Source organism: Aureibaculum algae (genome assembly GCF_006065315.1).
In the GTDB taxonomy this organism is placed as follows: Bacteria; Bacteroidota; Bacteroidia; order Flavobacteriales; family Flavobacteriaceae; genus Aureibaculum; species Aureibaculum algae.
Genome location: NZ_CP040749.1, coordinates 4,811,481 through 4,831,080, shown reverse-complemented (window position 1 = coordinate 4,831,080; position 19,600 = coordinate 4,811,481). Strand labels below are relative to the sequence as shown.

The following is a 19,600-nucleotide window of genomic DNA, read 5'->3' as shown; positions in this document are numbered from 1 at the left end:
GAAGTTTTACTGTTGTTTAAATGATCAAAACTCGCTAAACTATATGGCTATAACATTCTGTTTTTAGTAAAATAAAGTGCTAATCACTTACCCTCACATCCTTCACTATCAATTGCAATGAAGTATTGCCGTTCCAAGTGTTTTCATCAATGGTATAAACAATATCAAAAGGTTGTCCATTTGAGATTTCGGCATGTTTTTTACCTAAATTAAAACCAATACCGTTAAATTTTGTTCCGTCTTCTGAAACAATACTCAATTTTAAGTGATCTTCATCTGCACCAACTTTTCTAGAATAACCTGTGTCTTTTACATTTTTACTCATAAAAACAGGGCTCATATTTAGAGGGCCACAAGGTGCAAACTGTTGTAGAATTCTATAGAATTTTGGAGTTACTGCTGATAATTCTAACTCTAAATCAATTTTAATCTCTGGTTGTAATAGTTCTGGAGGAATACTATTTTTTACTACTTCTTCGAACTTATCTTTAAAATTTTTATAATTTTCTTGTGATAAGGTAAGTCCTGCAGCATATTTATGACCTCCAAATTGCTCAATAAATTCTGAGCAGGCTTCTAGTGCATTGTAGACATCAAATCCACTTACAGAACGAGCGGAAGCTGCTAATTTATCACCACTTTTAGTAAAGACTAGAGTTGGGCGATAATAATTTTCAATTAAACGAGAAGCAACGATACCAATGACACCTTTATGCCAATCTTCTTGGTAAACTACTGAAGAAAAATCTTCCGTTTCATTATTTTCTTTAATTTGCTGTAGGGCTTCAATGGTAATTAATTTATCAAGATCGCGACGGTCGTTATTAAAAACTTCAATATCAGCTGCCATAGTTTGAGCTGTTTCAAAATCTTCTTCACATAACAATTCAACAGCATAATTTCCATGTTTCATTCTACCTACTGCATTTATTCTTGGGGCAATCACAAAAACAACGTCGGTAATGGTTAACACCTCTTTTTTTAACTGATGAGTCATGGCTCTAATTCCACTTCTAGGGTTGGTGTTAATTCGTTCCAATCCAAAATAGGCAAGAATTCTATTTTCACCATTCATGGGTACAATATCTGCGGCAATAGCAGTTGCTAGCAAATCTAAATACGGCATTAAATCGTCAATAGTTTGATTTCTTCGAGACGCCAACGCTTGCACTAATTTAAAGCCGACACCGCAACCACATAATTCATCAAATGGATAGTTGCAATCTTCTCTTTTTGGGTCTAAAACGGCTGCTGCTTTAGGAAGTTCGTTACCAGGCCTATGGTGATCGCAAATAATAAAATCAATATTTTTATTGTTGGCATACTCAACTTTATCAATTGCTTTTACACCACAATCTAGTGCAATAATTAATGAAAAGTTATTGTCTTCAGCAAAGTCGATACCTTTATAAGAAATACCATAACCTTCTTGGTATCTATCCGGAATATAAGTAGCAACATTTGGATAATAAGTTTTTAAATAAGAAGACATTAAAGAGACTGCCGTTGTGCCATCAACGTCATAATCACCAAAGACCAAAATATTTTCATCATTAGCCATTGCTTTTTCAATACGATCAACTGCTTTTTGCATGTCTTGCATTAAAAAAGGATCATGTAACTTCGATAAATCTGGTCTAAAAAATGATTTGGCTTCCTCGAAAGTTTCAATGTTGCGTTGCACTAAAAGCGTAGCCAAATTAGTGTCAATAGACAACTTTTTTGCTAAGCTACTTACTTTATCTAATGTTGGTAAAGGCTTTAATGTCCAACGCATAGTATTGTTTTTTATAAGTATTTTTTTTATTTAAAATTTATTAAATATGTTTTCCTTTTTCCCAACCATGTTTCCCTAAATATTGATTACCACTTTCAATAGCACCTTCTTCTATAGACGTACCCATGGAGTCGTTCCATCTGTTTAAGTATCCAAATAGAGAAATTACACCTAACATTTCTACAATTTCGCCCTCGTCCCAATATTCATATAACCTTTTTTTAATTTGTTCGTCTACATCGTTTGGTACTTGACTTGCTGCCAATGAAAAGTCAAGTGCAGCACGTTCAGCTTCATTAAATGCAGGATGTGTTCTGTATTCCCAAATATTATCTAATTGTTCTTGTTCTGCTCCATAACGTTCTGCGGCTCTTATAGCATGAGCTTGGCAGTAACGACATCCTGTTGAATTACTACTTACCCAAGCAATCATTCGTTTTAAGGCTGAGGTTACCCTGCCTTCATTTGCCATTACCGCTTTGTTTAAATTGATAAATGCTTTACTAATTGCAGGTCTGCGTTGCATCGTTAAAACTGAATTGGGGCAAAACCCTAAGGTCTCATTAAAAAATTCAGCTAATTTCTTGGTTTCTATATCGTGTTCTGATGATAATGGAGTAACTAAAGGCATATAATTTTGATTTGAGATGTTAGACTTGAGATTTTAGATTAAAAACTCTAAAATTTAGAAGTACCAAATTACAACTAAATCTCAAAGTAGAAAAAGTAAACCCAATAACCGAACTAATTTTTTTAGAATATCAGAATTTAAAAATTCCTATTTAGCTTCGTTGATTATTATCTACAGATGGTTTTAATTGATGAAATTATGTTCTAAATTTCAAAAAAATAATCTATTCATTTTAATAATTGTTTTATTGTTATTTGGATAAATACCCTTATTTTTAATTTTCATTAAATATAATTTTATGCAACTAATACTTAGACCTTACGAGTTAAAACTAGAACATACATTTCGAATTTCAAGAGAAGCAAGAGACGTTCAAGAAAGTCTTGTCGTTGAATTAAAAGATGGAGAATTTTCTGGTTATGGAGAAGCCACAGCGAACCCATATTATGGGGCTACTATTGAAAAGATGTCTGCTGATTTAACTGCATTGGAATCCTTAATTAAAGCGAATGCAACGTTGGAACCTTCAGCGTTTTGGCAAATAATGTATCCTAAATTAAAGGATAATATGTTTGCTCTCTGTGCATTAGACTTGGCTTACAATGATTTGTATGCAAGAAAAAAGGGAGTAAAACTATATGATTATTGGGGGCTCGATATTAATAATAACCCAATCACTGATTATACTATAGGTATTGATACCATTGAAAAAATGGTTTCTAAACTAAAGGAAAAACCTTGGCCTTTGTATAAAATTAAGTTGGGTACAAAAGAAGATATTGCCATAATTAAAGAATTGAGAAAACATACCGATGCTGTTTTTAGAGTAGATGCCAATTGTGGTTGGTCGGTTGATGAAACACTCAAAAATGCAGTTGTATTAAAAGAATTGGGAGTAGAGTTTATAGAGCAACCTTTAAAAGCAGATGATTGGGGTGGACATAAAACATTATTCTTAAAATCAGTGTTACCAATTATCGCAGACGAAAGTTGTATGGTAGAGGGAGATGTAATGAAATGCCACAATCACTTTCATGGTGTTAATGTAAAATTGACCAAATGTGGTGGGTTAACTTCTGGAAAACGTATGTTAGAAAAGGCTAGAAAACTAGGAATGAAAACGATGGTGGGTTGTATGACGGAATCTTCTGTTGGTATATCTGCAATTGCTCATTTATTGCCTTTATTGGATTTTGTTGATATGGATGGAGCGATCTTACTTTCAAATGATATTGCCGATGGTATTACCATTACTGATGGGGTTATTACATATAGTGAGTTGAACGGTACCGGAGTTAAATTAATTGCTTAATGATTGTAGATAATTTTCCGGATAGAACCATTACTGTTGAGGGTAATGAATACCTATATTTCGGCGGAACTGGATATTTGGGCTTAGCAACACACCCTGAGTTTGTGGACATTCTTATGGGGGCTATCAAAAAATGGGGAACTTTTTATGGTAGTTCACGTAATTCAAATATTAAACTTTCAATATATGATCAGTTTGAAAACTATTTTGCTGAACAAATAGGTGCGGAGGATGTATTAACTGTTTCGTCTGGAACACTAGCAGGTAGATTGGTTATTGATTTTTTGAAGAAGTCAAATCCCATATTTTTTCATTACCCAAAGACACATCCTGCAATTTTAGCAAACGGTAGCTTGCCTTTGTTTATTGATGACGAGTTACATCCGCGACTGCTTGAAGCTACGGAGGAAGAAATTGTAATTACGGTTGATGCTATCTTAGGCCTAGAAGTAGCTCCAGTATCTTTTGCTTTTTTAGATAACATATCAACATCTAAAAAAATTACATTAGTAATTGATGAATCACATAGTTTAGGGGTTTTGGGTGAGAATGGTAATGGCGTTTTTGGCGGTATACAACATTCAATTGTTGAAAGTAAAATTATGGTTTCCTCTATTGGAAAGGCCTTAAGTTTATCTGGAGGAATAATTGCTGGCAATAGAGAATTTATCACTAAGTTAAGAAATGAATCAATGTTTGTGTCTTCTTCCGCTGCAAATCCTGCATATTTAGAAGCATATTGTAAGGCTGAGACTATTTATGAGACTCAAAAGAAAAGATTAGCAAAGAATTTAAATTTTATTACAGATAAATTAGTGGTTAAGGACGGTATAAAATTCAATAAAAATTATCCTGTTATTTACAGTGAAGATGAGCGTGTTTATAATAAGCTATTTGCTGAAGGTATTATTATTACAAATTTTAAATATCCTACTTATAAAAACATGATGAATAGAATTGTAATCACAGCGAATCATACAGAAGAAGATTTAAAAAGATTAATACAAATTTTAAATAAAAAGCAATGACAAATACAGTAAAAACTACTTGGAAAGGTGATATGAAATTTGAATCTACGAATCCTAGTGGATTAAATTTAATGATTGATGCCGGTCCTGATGATGGTGGTAAAGGAGAAGGATATAGACCAAAGGCTCTAATGCTTTCTGCATTGGCTGGGTGTTCTGGATTGGATGTTGTTTCGCTATTAAAGAAAATGAGAGCTGAAGTTGATGAATTTAACATTGATATTACAGCTGAGCTTACTGAAGAGCATCCTAAATATTTTAAAAAAGTTCATGTAGTTTATAATTTCTATGGTTCAGATTTTAAAAAAGATAAAATTGAAAAATCTGTTAATTTATCAGTAGATAGATATTGTGGTGTGATGGAGATGTTTAGACAGTTTGCTGAGGTTACTACGGAGATAAAGTATATTGAGAACTAGTTGATTTAATTCAGGTTTATAGACAAACAAAGGTTAAAAATATTCATAAAAAGAAAGCCAACTAAAATTAATTAGTTGGCTTTTCTCTTGGGTTTAATTGCTAATTATAATGCGGTATTCTGTCTAACACGTGCACGGTATGTTGGTGAATCATTACGATAACCTATAAACATATGGTGTCTTGCATAACCAATATATCCGGTCCACCAATCACTATATTCCACCATATTTCCGTATGAATTTTTAAGAATTAGGTTTCCTTGATCTGATCCATCATCGCCTATTACTCTAATACGATAATCAACCCTTCCATTACCAGAAGAGATTTCTACTGTTTTATTTACAGTTACTCTACTCCAAGAAGTGGCTTCACCAAAAGCAACAGGCTCGCCAACATTTGCCCATTCACTTTTTTCGCCGGTATCGTAATCTAAAGTATATTGAAATTGATACTGTAAGGTTAAGTCAGTAGGAATACCTTCAGACTCATACATTAGGTTATAAAACCTAATATTTGTATAATCACCAGTTCCGTCTGTTACATACGAAGGATATGGTACCTTAGCATCTAAAACAAGTGGAGCTTCATCAAAGTTATAAATGATTACAGTAGATTTTCCTGCTGGTAAATCTACAGTAACATCATAAACTAGATCTAAATTAGAGCCTTTATAGAAACTCAGTTTTGAAGCTCCTGCTTGGGTGGTATAATATTTACCTGCACTTGTTGGAAGGTAACTATTTACTTTTAATGGAGAAGCGTCAGTTGATAATAGGTCGCCATTCAGTTCTATTTTATTTATATAATTTGAAGATCCAGTGCTTATTGGAACCATATAAAATATTTGGAATTGTGCGGTAGTTACACTAACGTCCTCAGCCATATATTCTATCTCATTTTTCTCACAACTTGCAACTAAAAAAGTGCAAAGGAGAAATAATCCTATTTTAGTTATATTTTTCATATTTGTATATTTCTTGTTTTGTATAATTCTTGTGTTAACATATCTCATTATTGAGGTAGCTCACCAGGGTAAGCAAACCAAGGAATTGATGTATGATAGTTAGGAGCCGTTCCAGATATCGGTGTAAGTATCTCTAAAGATTTAAGATTCCACATATATTCAGAATTAAAACGTGGTCTTATTCTATAACTTGGAGAACCTTCGTTGTTTATATTATAAGGTCCTTTTCGTCCTTGAACTTGAGCCGGTGATAAATAGAGACCTTTATATACTTTAGACGGGTTCGTATCCCATTTTTGTTCTACTACGGTTTGAGTCCATCCGTTACCTTCACTAGGGTATTCACCAGTATAATCTACGTCAAAGTGATATTTACGCATATCTACCCATGCTTCTGCTGCTCCCCATGGATATAAAGATACCCATTTCTGCATCATAATATGAGATAATGAAAAGTCTGTTAATCCTGCTACAAATGGGCCTTCTAGATATTCGTCTGCTAATGTATTAAATAAAGCAGTTGTAATTTTATCGCCACCAGTAGGACTTCCAGAAGTTCCTGTTTTAATATATCTTGCAGATGTTTGCATGTCAGCACTAACACCTCTTTTAAAAGCATCAAATGCCAGCGTTGTCTGGTTTGTTTTCCAATACGCTTCTGCCAAACAAAACTGAATTTCAGCGTAGGTTGTCATAACGTATGGTGCCTCATCTCTAAATAACCAACGACCAGTTCCGTCATGTTCTGAACCTTCATAAGCTGAGTTTGCGTTTCTTCCATAAACAGATGGTGCTTGACCTATTGGACCGCTTGCTGATGTAAACGTACCACCATAATACTGATACGTTTTTACACTGTCTGCATTACTTAAGTTTTCATAGTTCGGATTGCTCGTTGTAGATAACTTAACGGTTGCCCTTGGGTCAAAATGTCCTGGTTCATTAACTAGCGTATCAGTAATAATTTGATTATCAGCAAGTTCGTAAGGATAGTATGGGTTAGCAAATTCAAGGTTTGTTTTATCTCCTGTTGCTTCGTCATATTTTGGTACCGTACCTGTAAATACTTGTACTGCATATTCATGTTGAAAGTAGTTGTCCAATAAATTGCCTCTGGCAGTACCCCAAAAATTATTAAATGAACTGAACGGTGCAGATTGTGACCCTCCTGCAATTGTTACCGTAGCGTCATCATCAGGACTTTGAAAAGATTTACTTGCCGCATCTATCAATTCTTGTGAATAACTAGCTACAAAATCTGTTTTGTTTGTTAAAGAAGATAAATTACGAACAATAACTGCATATGCAAATTTAATCCACTTGTCTTTATTTCCTTCATATATAAAGTCATTAGAACTAATTTTATCAGCATATACGTGATCGTCAGCTCTTTCTAATAATTCGATAGATTTATAGGCCCACTCTCTTACTTGTGCATAGATTTCTTTTTGATAATCATAATCATGTGAAAGTAAATCAGGTACAAAAGCGTCGTTCATCGGTAATTCACCGTGAACCTTCGTTAACAAATCCCAGCTAAAAGCTTTCATGGCATAGCCAATACCTGCTAAAGTCCAGTCTTCTGCTGCTATAGACTGATTAATCATGTTTTCAAGGTTCTGACCTTGATTCCAATACGTCATCCTCCAAATTTCGCCAGCAGCATCACTACCTAAGGCGTAATAATTGGCGGCAAAGCCGTCATAAGTAGAATTATCTGTTCCCCACATCTGAGCCATTGGTGCTAAAGCACGTCCGTCCCAATAAACCCCATTGTATTGTTGGGTAATATTTGCCAAATATAAATAACCATCTGCATAAGAGGGGCCATCTACATTGGTGTTTACGTCAAGGTAGTCTTCACAGCTTACTAAGCTGAAAAATAATGATAATATGTATATAAATTTTTTCTTCATGATATCTATTCTTTAATTTAATATTATACTTAATCCTATTGAATAACTACGAGGGTTTGGTATTGCCATTACATCATAGCCTTCTCCACCAACACCACCTGCAGCTGCAGAAACAGCATTACCAACAGCGTCTATACCTGAATAGTTTGTCCAAGTAAATAAATCATTAGCCACAAAATATAGGTTCATAGAATTAAGTAATTTAGACTTTTTAAGTAAATCATCTGGTAAACGATACGCCAAACGTAATTCACGTAGTCTTATATATTTTATATCTTTTTCTATCCAATCTTCATCTCCTCCAGTAAATATACTAGAACCATATGTACCATAGTCAACAGATATTGTATTTGTAGTTGGATTGGCTGTATTTTCATTACCATCTTTAATAACCCCTTCAAATACTTGATCTGGTCCTTCTCTTAATTCTACAGACTCCCAACTTGTACCTCTTTGCATCATATAACGTTTAGTACCATTAACAACAGTAGCACCTAAACGCCCTGAAAACAATCCTGATAAAGTTAAGTTTTTATACTTTAAACGCGTAGTTATACCAAAACGTAAATCTGGTTCTCTGTTTCCAAGATTAGACCATTCAGAAGAAGTTAAAGGTAAACCACTTGTTGGAGAAATTAAGATATCACCGTTGTCATTACGTTCATAAGCTCGCCCTGTTAAAGATGTAATAGGGTTACCTACACTAATACCAGTTCTTATATTACCGGATAACCAAGTGTATGCGTTATAATATTCTGTTACGTTTTCTGGAAGATAAACAACCTCAGATGTTCCGTGAGATCCATTAACACCTAAATTCCAAGTTACATTTTCAGTTTTTATAACATCAACATCAATTGCTGCTTCCCATCCTTTTGTTTCAAAGGTACCCACATTTAATGTGTTTAACACGAAACCAGTAGCATAACTTAAACGGAAACCTTGTATTATTTGATTTGAATTTTCTGTTTCAAAATATGAAAAAGTACCTTTTACTCTATTTTTAAACAATCTAAAATCAACACCTACCTCTTGTCCAGTTGTAATTTCTGGTTTCAAATTTCTATTAGGTCCTGTAAATCCATATTTATAACCACCACCTGTTAAACCAGTAGTTTGTAATTCTGGGTCAATCTGTAATGGTCTAGCATCTTTACCAACTTGAGACCAAGAACCTCTTAATTTTAAGTAACTGATAGCTTCTACATCTTTAATAAAATCTAAATCAGATAACACGAATGAACCTTCAATAGATGGGTAAAAATAACTGTTGTTTTCTTTAGGTAATGTAGATGACCAGTCATTTCTAGCTCTAAAAGTAAGAAAGGCCATGTTATTATAACCCACTTGAAACTGACCAGAAATACCTTGTACTCTACGTTTTGTGTTTCTTTGTTTAGAAACAATAGTTAAAGGATCTACGTTATTAATGGATTGAAAACTAGCATCAATAAAATTAGTACCATAAGTAGAAGCACGTGTAATCTTATTTTCTAATTGGTGATACCCAACTTGTGCTGATACTGATAGTTTGTCATCAAAATACTTATTGTCGTAACCAGAAAGTATATTAATACTAGGGTCAGAATAATTTGCATTAACTAAACTATATGAACCATCGCCAGCATTATTATAAGCATAATATGGGTTTCTAGAAGAAACATAGGTTTGATTTGCCACATCCCAACCAACTTGTGCTCTTAAAAAGGCATTTTTAATTGGTGTAAAGTTAAGCGATACATTACCTAGAATACGATCTGATTCGTCGTAATATTTGTTGTTGTACATATCAAACAAAGGGTTTAACAAGTCAACATCATGGTAATATTCAGGGTTTCTCATATGTAAACCATCTTCAGCTAAATAATTACTCATATCATCAACAACAGGCCATAACATAGCACGGTATAATGGGCTTTCTGTACCTCTTCTTACCTTGTTGTTTTCTGTACCAGTATATTGCATAGAACCTTCAAATTTTAACCAATCTGTAATTTGAGCTCTACCAGATAAACTTAAATTCGTTCTTTCATATTCTGTAGTTTTAATAACACCTGTTTCGTTTAGTTGTGAAAAACTAGCACGGATGGTAGCCTTATCAGAACCACCTTCAACAGCCACATTGTAACGTTGTTGAACGCCTGTCTGAAGAATGGCATCAACATTGTCATATAATTGTTGACCCTCAGGGTACAATCCACCATATTTACTTGTGTAGTAATAATTAGTAGTTCCACGGGCTCCGTTAGCATATTTATCTTGCATTTCTGGATAACCATACGCATTACTTAATTTGATATAATTACTAAAGGTAACTCTACCTTTACCGGCTTTACCTTTTTTAGTAGTGATGATAATGGCTCCATTAGAAGCATCGGAACCATATAAAGCAGCTGCACCGGCACCTTTTAATACGGTTATAGATTCTACGTCTTCAGGGTTAAAATCATTTCCACGTGAAGAGAAATCTGAGTTGTTCACAGAATACTCGCTTGTGGCTCCACCTGCCATTCCGTTAGGATCGAAAGAAGAGTTGTTCATTGGTACACCATCTACTACATATAATGGTTGGTTGCTACCAGATATCGAAGTTATGTTTCTTAAAACTACATTACTAGAAGCTCCTGGTGCACCACTTGTAGAACTGATTTGAAGACCAGGTACACGTCCGGAAAGAGCAGTAATAAAATTCTCTCTACCAGATTCGGTAATAGTTGATCCATCAATTGTCTGTGTTGCAGCACCTACACCTCGTTCGGCTCGTTTTTGGCCAAATTCAGCGGTAATCATTACTTCGCCTAAAACTGAGGCATCTTCAACCATAGTTATATTTAAGGTTGAACCAGATACTACTTGTTCTTGTTTTTTGTAACCAATAGAAGAAATAACTAATGTTGACCCTTCTGCTACCGATATTTTATATTTTCCATTAAAATCGGTTGCTGTTCCTTTCTTTGTTCCTTTTACTAATATCGTTACTCCTGGCAAGGGTGTACCAGATTCGTCTGCTACCGTACCGCTCACACTAATGTTTTGTGCGGATAATAGGGCAAATGAAGTTGTAAAGAAAATTAGGAAGATTGCTTTAATTTTTTTTCTCATGAATGAATTATTTTCGTTAGTACTGGTAAACTTATAAAAAATATTGCAATCTTTTGCGGTTTTAACTTTGTTTTTGCTGTTTTTTGAAAATTTAACTTAATTTGCGAACTAATTGATACATTTACACCTTAAATTATGAGAATATGATCTTCAAATTAAATTTTTTTTCAATTGTATTATTTTGTATTGGGATATATTTTGCAAAATCGAATGAATTACCTTCAAAAAACAGTAAAAACCTGCAAATCAGTAAAATTATCACAGGTGCAGACCAAACCGAAAAATATGTTCCTTATTTAAAAGATAAGCGGGTAGCTATAATGTCCAATCCTACAAGTATTATAGGAGAAAAACATTTGGTAGATAGTCTTCAGACCTTAGGGGTAAACATTGTAAAGGTATTTGGTCCGGAACATGGTTTTAGAGGAAATGTTGGTGCAGGTGTTCATGTTACTGATGAGATAGATCATAAAACGGGTATTCCTATTGTTTCTTTATATGGAGCTAAAAGAAAGCCTTCAAAGAAAGATTTTGAAGATATTGATGTCCTTATATATGACCTTCAAGATGTTGGTGTTCGATTTTATACAAATATTAATGCGTTGGTACGTTTGATGGAGGCGTGTTATGAAAATGATAAGGAGCTACTTATTTTAGATCGGCCCAATCCAAATGGTTATTTAATTGATGGACCTGTATTAGATATGAAATATAAATCAGGGATAGGTAAATTTCCTATTCCGATGTCTCACGGGCTCACAGTAGCTGAGTTTGCTAAAATGGCAAATGGTGAAGGTTGGGTTACATCAAATGGCAAAGCTGTGCAATGTAAGCTGAAGATAATACCTGTTGCCAATTATGATCATAATATGCGGTATACCTTGCCTGTATCGCCTTCACCAAATTTAAATACGCAATTATCTGTATTGTTATATCCTTCTACCTGTATGTTTGAAGGTACTTATATTAATCATGGTAGAGGTACACAGTTTCCTTTTACTGTTTTTGGGAGTCCGGCTTATAAGGGTATTTATGATTTCTCATTTACTCCTAAAAGTATAAAAGGCATGTCAATGACCCCTATATTTATGGATGAAGTATGTTATGGTTTAGACTTACGAAATTACGATACTGATTTATTAAGAGAAAGCAAGCAAATAAATTTAAAATGGATAATGGAATTGTATGCGTCTAGTCCAGAAAAGGAAAAATTCTTTGATGGTAGTTTAAGTAATCAAATGAACAATATTGAAATACAAATTGGTTCAGGATTGTTTAGACAGCAAATAATTGATGGCGTGCCAGAATCTGAGATTCGTGCCAGTTGGGAACCAGGTTTAACAAACTATAAAAAGATGCGTGAGACCTATTTGTTGTATCCATAAAAAGCGTTGAGATATACATTGAAACAGTAATAAATAGTTGTGAGAATGTCAAAGATGCGTAATTGCTAAATAAAAACTAGTATTTCTAAAAAGTAGTTCATTAAAAAAAAATATAATATATTGCGTTTTTATACGTGTTTTTGCGTTTTATCTTAGGATTAAACACGCAGGATTAGAAATTTAGCAGTAATTGAGCGTATTAATTGTAATTATATCAAATAAACAAAATAATTTTCATGTTAAAGTTAGAAAGACATCAATTAATACTTCAGAAATTAAAAACACATAGAAAAGTACATTCTACCATTTTAAGCGTGGAGTTACAAGTTTCTGAAGATACTGTTAGACGAGATTTAAAGGAACTGGAAGCTCAACATTTATTACATAAGGTGCACGGTGGGGCATTATCAATTGAAAACAAAATACTCAGTTATAATGAAAGGAGTGTTTCAGATTTAGATAAGAAAAAACAAATAGCAAAAAAAGCGGTGAAATTAATTCATGACGGTCAGGTTATTATTATGACTGGAAGTTCTACCAATTTAGAATTGGTAAAGTTAATACCAGCAAATATAAATTCAACAATCTTTACTTACAGTTTGCCTATTGCTTTGCAGTTATCACACCATCCAACAATTGAAGTTATTTTTATTGGTGGTAAATTAAATAAATCAGCTCAAGTCACCATTGGTATTGATGTTATGAACTCCATATCGAAATTAAGAGCTGATATTTGTTTTATGGGTACTGATGCATTAAACATAGAGAGAGGTATGACGGAATCTGATTGGGAAGTAGCCCATATTAAAAAGGGCATGATTGAATCTTCAGATTATGTAGTGTCTATGTGTATCAGTACAAAAATAATGGAGGCAAGGAGATATGCCGTTGTTCCTATTAATGACATTGATGTTATTGTAACTGATGATCAAATAGATGAGTCGTTGTTAGTACCATTTAAAGAACGAGGTATTGTGGTGATGTAAGGCGTTGTTGTTTTAACAAAGAATTACACTATCAGAATTGGGGATCGAATTTTAACATTAAATTAATTTGTCAGTATGAATTACCTAAACTATTTAATAATTATTTTTCTTACTTGTGTCCCCTTTGGTGTCTCTAACATAACCATATATACTCCAATTGCTAATGTTGAGTTATAGTCAAAAACGTAATACTCTTTTCCGCTTGCAATTTTAGTATTTACAATGGCATTTGTAGCTAAATTCACTATTTTAAGACTAACAGGAGCTGATTGTAACAGCTTTACCTCAGCTTTAAAAACTCCATTATTAGGATTAGGGAATATCGTAAATTCCTCTATAAAATTAGCATGAGGGGTTTGTGGGCTTCCAAAACTAGTGCTTTCTTGTACAATAATTTCCTTTGTTAAAACGGCATCACATGACCCTCTTTTGGCAATCATTGTAGCCGTATAGACACCTGCTTTTTCAAACATTAGTTCCGCATAATCTCCATTTTGACTTACAATCGTAGTGCCTTCCGAAAAACTCCAATTCACAGTATCAGGTACTGGTTCACTAACATCTACGAGTACGATAATTTCATTTTCAAATGCTTGTGTAGGGACTAAAAAGTTTGCCGAAATGACCTCATTTGTTGAAGTTATTTCAATACTATCTACAGCTGAACATCCACTGCTATTGATTACGGTTAAACTATAAGTGCCTTCGTCCTTTAATACAATAAGCGGGGAAGTACTAGAAAATCCATTATTTGACGTCCATTGATAGGTGGCTCCTAGATCTTCAATTGTTGCATCTAATTCCAAGTTTTGATCTAGACACAGTATTCTGTTTTCACCTAAATCAATAGTTAACGGGTCAGGATTGTCTAAGGTAAAGTTCTGAACTGCAACACATCCGGAAGCGTCTGTTATGGTAACACTATAGTCACCCGCTATCAAGTTTGAAATACTCGAATCTGTTGCTCCTGTATTCCAGAGATAAGTAAATGGTGCCGTGCCATTGGTAATAGTTAGAGAAATTGATCCATCGTTTTCATTACTACAAGAGGGTTTTAAGACTTCACTTTCAATTGACATTCCGTCAGGTTGTGTCAACTCAATACTTGTTTTAGCAATGCAACCATTATTGTCTGTAACTGTTAACGTATAAGTGCCTACCGATAAATCCGTCAAGTTTACTTCTTCACTACCATTGTTCCACAAATAGCTATATGGAAGTGAACCACCCGATATTGTTGAAGAAATCGCACCATCTGCTCCACTTGTACAACTAACGGAATTTGATATATTTAAATCATTACTTATTTCAGTTGGTTCTGTTAGGATATAAGTTAGCGTTTTATCAATAGTACTATCATCGTTCACAATGATACGATATGTACCCGCTCTAATATCTGAAATAATATTAGTAGAGTTGTTTAAATTGATATATGAACCATTTTCTTCTTTAAACCATTGGTAACTATAATCTGAACCAGTATTTAAAACACCTCCTGTTACAAATGCCTGTAATTCGCCTTGGTCTCCAAAACAAAGTATGGCTATACTTTCATTTATTGTGATATTTAATTCATCAGGAGCGAGCAGAGCGAATTGTTCTGAGACGGAACAGCCATTATTGTCAACAACCATTAAAGTATAAACACCTTCTCCAACATTTGACAAATCTTCTTCAGTTGAAATTGTATTATTGTTGATGTCTGTCCATTCAAAAAGATAAGGGCCATCTCCTCCTGCAATATTTACATTTACAAATCCATCATTTATGCCAAAGGCACTTGGATCTTTCAATTCATCTAATTTAATTTCCAGTAATTCGGCAGGCTCAGCTATTTCAATGGTATTTTCAGATGTACAGCCGTTAGTATCTGTTATTGTTATGGTATAATTACCCGCAACAACATTTACAAGGTCTTCACTTGTACTTACCTCAAATCCATTTTCATTTTTCCAGCTAAAACTATACGGTTCTGTTCCTCCGCTTACTGTAATGTCGATGCTTCCATCATTATTGCCAAAACAACTTGCACTTTGAATAGAAGAATCAATTGCTATTTCGACTGGTTCAGACAACGTAAAATCAAATTGTGTTGTAGCACTATTATTATCCGTTACGATAACACGATATTTACCAGCTGAGCGGTTTTCAATAGTCGTTGTACTTACATTAAGATCTAGATAATTTCCACTATCTTCTTTTAACCATTGATAATCAAATGGACTTGAACCTCCTATAACTTCAGCACTGAGCATTCCGTTATCACCTCCAAAACAAGAAATTAGTTGAGTTTCGGTTATAGTAACGGATAAAACAGTAGGGTCAGATAGTAAAATAGTTGATGTGGATTCACAACCTATATCACTAACAGTGTTGTAGTTTGCATCACGAACGATTACAGTATAAGAATCAACTCCTAATCCATTAATATCTTCTGTTGTAGCAATAACATCACCATTACTATTTTTCCATTCAAAACTATAAGGGGTAGTACCACCAGTTACACTTATATCTATGGAACCATCTGTAGCAGTAGAAATTGATGGATTCTGCTTATTTTCAGTAGTTATTACAACAAATGATGGTTCCGTAATAGTAACAGAACTATCCAAAATACATCCCTTTTCATCAGAAATGGTATAATAATATTCATCAGCTACTAAATCTGAGCGATTAAATGAGGTAATGGTGCTATCATCTAACCAACTGATCGTATAATTACCTGTTCCGCCAGTAGGGGTCAACGTTACGGTACCATCATTATTTCCATTACAGGTAACATTTATAATGACAGGGTTAACCAAAATTTCTTCAGGTTGGGACAGCGTAAAGTCAAATTGGGCTTCATCTATATTTGCATCAGTAATTAGTACTCTATAATTTCCAGCACTAAGGTTGTTTATTGAAACTACATTTTGATTCAAATTGACATAAGTTCCATTTTCTTGTCGATACCATTGATATACATAAGGTTCTATACCACCTGTAACTTGTGCTTCAAGTGTTCCATTACTGCCACCAAAACAATCTACACTTTGTGTTTCTGAAATAATTACAGATAACACATTCGGGTTAACCAAAGTAATTTCAACGGAAGTTTCACAACCTACATCGGCAACGGTATTATAATTGGCGTCGCGGACAGTCAAGGTATATGTATCAATTCCTAAACCACTGATGTCTTCGGTTGTGACAAGCACGTCTCCGTTACTATTCTTCCATTCATACATATATGGTGAAGTCCCGTTTGAAACCGTAATATTTATAAGACCATCGGTTGCATTTCCAGACGAAGGGTTTTGTTGTGCATCAATAACTATTGTAATTGGATTAGGTTCTGAAATTGTAATAGAACCATTTATCGTACAATTATTAGCATCTTCAATAGTGTAGAAATACTCGCCTTTAGATAAATTTGAACGATTTTCTGTGGTTACAGCACTATCATCCCAGCTTATTACATAAGGAGCCAAACCACCAGAAATATTCAATTGTAAGGATCCATTATTTGCTCCATTACAGGCAACATTCGTAGTTGTTGGTGCAACAACTATAGTCCCTGGATTATTTAAGGTAATGTCTGCTTGATTTGTAACACTATTAACATCGGTAACAACTAAGCGGTAAGACCCTGCAGAAAGATTGTTGATTGTAACGATATCTTGAAACAAATCTTGATAATTACCATTTTCTTCTTTTAACCATTGGTACTCGAAAGGTGCAGTGCCTCCAATCACCTCGGCAGTTAGAATACCATCATTACCTTGACAGGATACAGTCTGTGTTTCTATGATGTTTACATCTATAGTTTGAGGTTCTACTAAAGTGACCAAAAGAGATGATTCGCAACCCAAATTGTCCGCACTTAGATTATAATTTGTATCCCTAACGGTTACGGAATAATCTCCTGCACCCAAACCGTTTATGTCTTTGGTTGTTGCAAGCATCGTTCCGTTAGTATCTGTCCATTGGTAGGTATAAGGTGTAGTACCCTCTGAAACCGTAATGGTTATTGTACCATCCGTTGCTCCCGCAGCTGTTGGCTGTTGCGCAATGCTTTGAATATCAATAGGTAGTGGTTGAGCAATAGTTATTGAACCTGTAATATTACAACTTAAACTGTTGGCGTCACTCACGGTATAAAAATATTCTCCTTGAGCTAAACCTGTTCTTGTTGGAGTTGAAATTGTATTATCATCATTCCAGTTTATTACGTAAGCACCTGTACCACCTGTTATAGCTAGGCTAACTGTACCATCACTACCGCCATTACATAAAACATCAGTAGAAGTTGAGGTAACTAACAATGCTGGAGGTTCAACTAAATCGTAAGTAGCTGTTACCGATGCTAAGTTACTATCCGTAACCGAAACCGTATAAGAATTAGCAAGGATATTTAATTGAGTTTGATTTGTACTTCCGTTACTCCATAAATAGGTATAACTATCGTCATTGGCAGAAGATCCGCCATAACCTTGTGCTTCAATTGTGCCTGTACCTCCATTACAATCAATTTCTTGCACTAAAGTAAATTGAACAGATAATACAGGTGGTTCTTCAAGTGTAAACTCCAATGTGTTAGAGGCACATCCATTTGCGTCAGTAGACGTTATCTGGTATACTCCTGCACCCAATCCGGTAATATTTTGTGTACTGGCATAGTTAGCACCATTTTTTGTCCATTGAAAATCTAAAACCCCTGTACCGCCAAAAACATCAATTGAAATATTACCATCGGATACTCCATTGGCAGAAGGTTCATTTACGATATCCGCTACTATATTAAATAGGTTTTGAGGGGTAGTAATAATGGCTTGTTGGTTGGTTTCTGCAACACAACCATTTCCGTCTTTTGCTAAAAGCGAATAAGTGGCATCAGTAAGGTTGTTAAATTTATTGTTACTTTGCCAGCTAGTACCATTATCAATAGAATATTCAAAACCAGTATTACTGCCACCTGAGGCGTTTATTGTTATACTGCCATCAGTATTACCAAAACATAAAATATCTGCTTTTGCATGTGTAAAAGTAACTGGGGTTGGTGCGATAATTTGAAATTCGTTGCTCAATTCATCACTATTGGGGTTTGTTGGAATATCACCAGTAGAATCATATTTGGTTATATAACGCACCCTATAGTTGCCTGGTTCTAAAATGGAATTCCAATTGTAGGTATTATTTGTTACAGTGCTAATTGCAGATGGTTCTAATATATAGGTGTCTAAATAAAGATCCCAAGAGTTATCAGGTAATTGTTTTTCAATATATATAAGCATACGTTCATTTGATGCCAAGGATCTATCGAATTGGACATCAACACTGCCATCATTACTATTACTGCATGTGGATTGAATAGGTTGAGGGGGGTTCTGTGCTAAGCCCGGGGAGCAGTCGGTAAAAGTGTAATCAACAATATTAGAATCGTAGGCTCCATATTGATTGTTAATTTTAAACCTAACAGGTGTATTTAAATAGGCATTGGCGTTTGCCCCATATAAATCTTCTAAAGAAATACTTAAATTATCTTGACCTTGTTGTATTGGCACATCTTGCCAAATATCTGTTAAAGCTTGAAATTGCCATTTGTAAGCTTCCGATGGGTGATTGGTTGTTGCACTAACATTTATTGTACCACAAACACTTGTTTGGGAAGGTTGATTTAGTGACATTATATTTGCTGTATAGTATTTTATATACGCCGTCTGAATTGCAGAAAATTGATCTAAAATGATCGTTACATTTCGAACACTACCAATTCCATTAATTGCTATGGTTTCAGCTTCTTCAACTGTACCACTAGATAAGTTATTAAAAAGTGTGGTAATTTGGTAAGGAAAAGTATCATTATTTTTGAAAACAGAACCAATTGTTAAGGGTATATTCCCTGCCAAATCATCAATGTCATTAAGAGAAAAGACTTCAAAATATCCGGAATTATCAGTGGCATCACTAATTAATTCATAATGATCTCCGAAAGGTTCTAAAACTAATCTGTATTCATAATATAGCTGATGTTGTTGAGAAAAAATAGACCCTGTAACAAATAATAATAAATACCATAATTTCTTCATAATCAAAA

The 19,600-nt window shown here is 34.3% G+C and carries 11 protein-coding genes; 5 read left to right on the top strand and 6 right to left on the bottom strand.

Annotated features, from left to right (window positions below):
• Nucleotides 1–79: 79 nt before the first annotated feature.
• The gene (recJ, locus tag FF125_RS20385) at nucleotides 80–1,777 is read right to left on the bottom strand and encodes a single-stranded-DNA-specific exonuclease RecJ (RefSeq protein WP_138951890.1); all 1,698 of its coding nucleotides are present in this window, start codon (nucleotides 1,775–1,777) and stop codon (nucleotides 80–82) included.
• Nucleotides 1,778–1,817: 40 nt separating this feature from the next.
• Nucleotides 1,818–2,408, bottom strand: coding sequence for a carboxymuconolactone decarboxylase family protein (locus tag FF125_RS20380; RefSeq protein WP_138951889.1), 591 nt, complete (start codon nucleotides 2,406–2,408; stop codon nucleotides 1,818–1,820).
• A gap of 298 nt (nucleotides 2,409–2,706) precedes the next feature.
• On the opposite strand from FF125_RS20380, the gene FF125_RS20375 reads away from it, so the two are divergent.
• Genes FF125_RS20375 through FF125_RS20365 form a run of 3 tightly spaced genes read left to right on the top strand, consistent with a single transcriptional unit; the run spans nucleotide 2,707 to nucleotide 5,167 of the window.
• Nucleotides 2,707–3,720 (top strand): dipeptide epimerase, encoded by a 1,014-nt coding sequence (locus FF125_RS20375; protein WP_138951887.1) that lies wholly within the window; start codon nucleotides 2,707–2,709, stop codon nucleotides 3,718–3,720.
• Nucleotides 3,720–4,748 (top strand): aminotransferase class I/II-fold pyridoxal phosphate-dependent enzyme, encoded by a 1,029-nt coding sequence (locus tag FF125_RS20370; RefSeq protein WP_138951885.1) that lies wholly within the window; start codon nucleotides 3,720–3,722, stop codon nucleotides 4,746–4,748. The genes FF125_RS20375 and FF125_RS20370 overlap by 1 nt, the downstream gene beginning before the upstream one ends.
• Nucleotides 4,745–5,167 carry an OsmC family protein gene (locus tag FF125_RS20365; RefSeq protein ID WP_138951883.1) on the top strand — a complete coding sequence of 141 codons (423 nt, stop codon included), beginning with the start codon at nucleotides 4,745–4,747 and terminating at the stop codon, nucleotides 5,165–5,167. The genes FF125_RS20370 and FF125_RS20365 overlap by 4 nt, the downstream gene beginning before the upstream one ends.
• A gap of 104 nt (nucleotides 5,168–5,271) precedes the next feature.
• Here FF125_RS20365 and FF125_RS20360 read toward each other — a convergent pair whose 3' ends face one another.
• From FF125_RS20360 to FF125_RS20350, 3 genes are read right to left on the bottom strand one after another with little or no spacing between them, the layout of a single operon-like run.
• Complete coding sequence (locus FF125_RS20360) at nucleotides 5,272–6,132, bottom strand: DUF4397 domain-containing protein (protein WP_138951881.1); 861 nt, start codon at nucleotides 6,130–6,132, stop codon at nucleotides 5,272–5,274.
• A gap of 47 nt (nucleotides 6,133–6,179) precedes the next feature.
• Nucleotides 6,180–8,048 carry a SusD/RagB family nutrient-binding outer membrane lipoprotein gene (locus FF125_RS20355; protein ID WP_138951879.1) on the bottom strand — a complete coding sequence of 623 codons (1,869 nt, stop codon included), beginning with the start codon at nucleotides 8,046–8,048 and terminating at the stop codon, nucleotides 6,180–6,182.
• Between the two features lie 12 nt (nucleotides 8,049–8,060).
• Complete coding sequence (locus FF125_RS20350) at nucleotides 8,061–11,150, bottom strand: SusC/RagA family TonB-linked outer membrane protein (RefSeq protein ID WP_138951877.1); 3,090 nt, start codon at nucleotides 11,148–11,150, stop codon at nucleotides 8,061–8,063.
• A 143-nt stretch (nucleotides 11,151–11,293) separates the two neighbouring features.
• On the opposite strand from FF125_RS20350, the gene FF125_RS20345 reads away from it, so the two are divergent.
• Nucleotides 11,294–12,535 carry an exo-beta-N-acetylmuramidase NamZ family protein gene (locus FF125_RS20345; protein ID WP_138951875.1) on the top strand — a complete coding sequence of 414 codons (1,242 nt, stop codon included), beginning with the start codon at nucleotides 11,294–11,296 and terminating at the stop codon, nucleotides 12,533–12,535.
• A gap of 236 nt (nucleotides 12,536–12,771) precedes the next feature.
• Nucleotides 12,772–13,521 (top strand): DeoR/GlpR family DNA-binding transcription regulator, encoded by a 750-nt coding sequence (locus FF125_RS20340; RefSeq protein ID WP_138951873.1) that lies wholly within the window; start codon nucleotides 12,772–12,774, stop codon nucleotides 13,519–13,521.
• Between the two features lie 89 nt (nucleotides 13,522–13,610).
• Here the strand turns inward: FF125_RS20340 and FF125_RS20335 are convergent, their stop codons facing one another.
• Nucleotides 13,611–19,592 (bottom strand): T9SS type A sorting domain-containing protein, encoded by a 5,982-nt coding sequence (locus tag FF125_RS20335; protein ID WP_138951871.1) that lies wholly within the window; start codon nucleotides 19,590–19,592, stop codon nucleotides 13,611–13,613.
• Nucleotides 19,593–19,600: the final 8 nt, after the last annotated feature.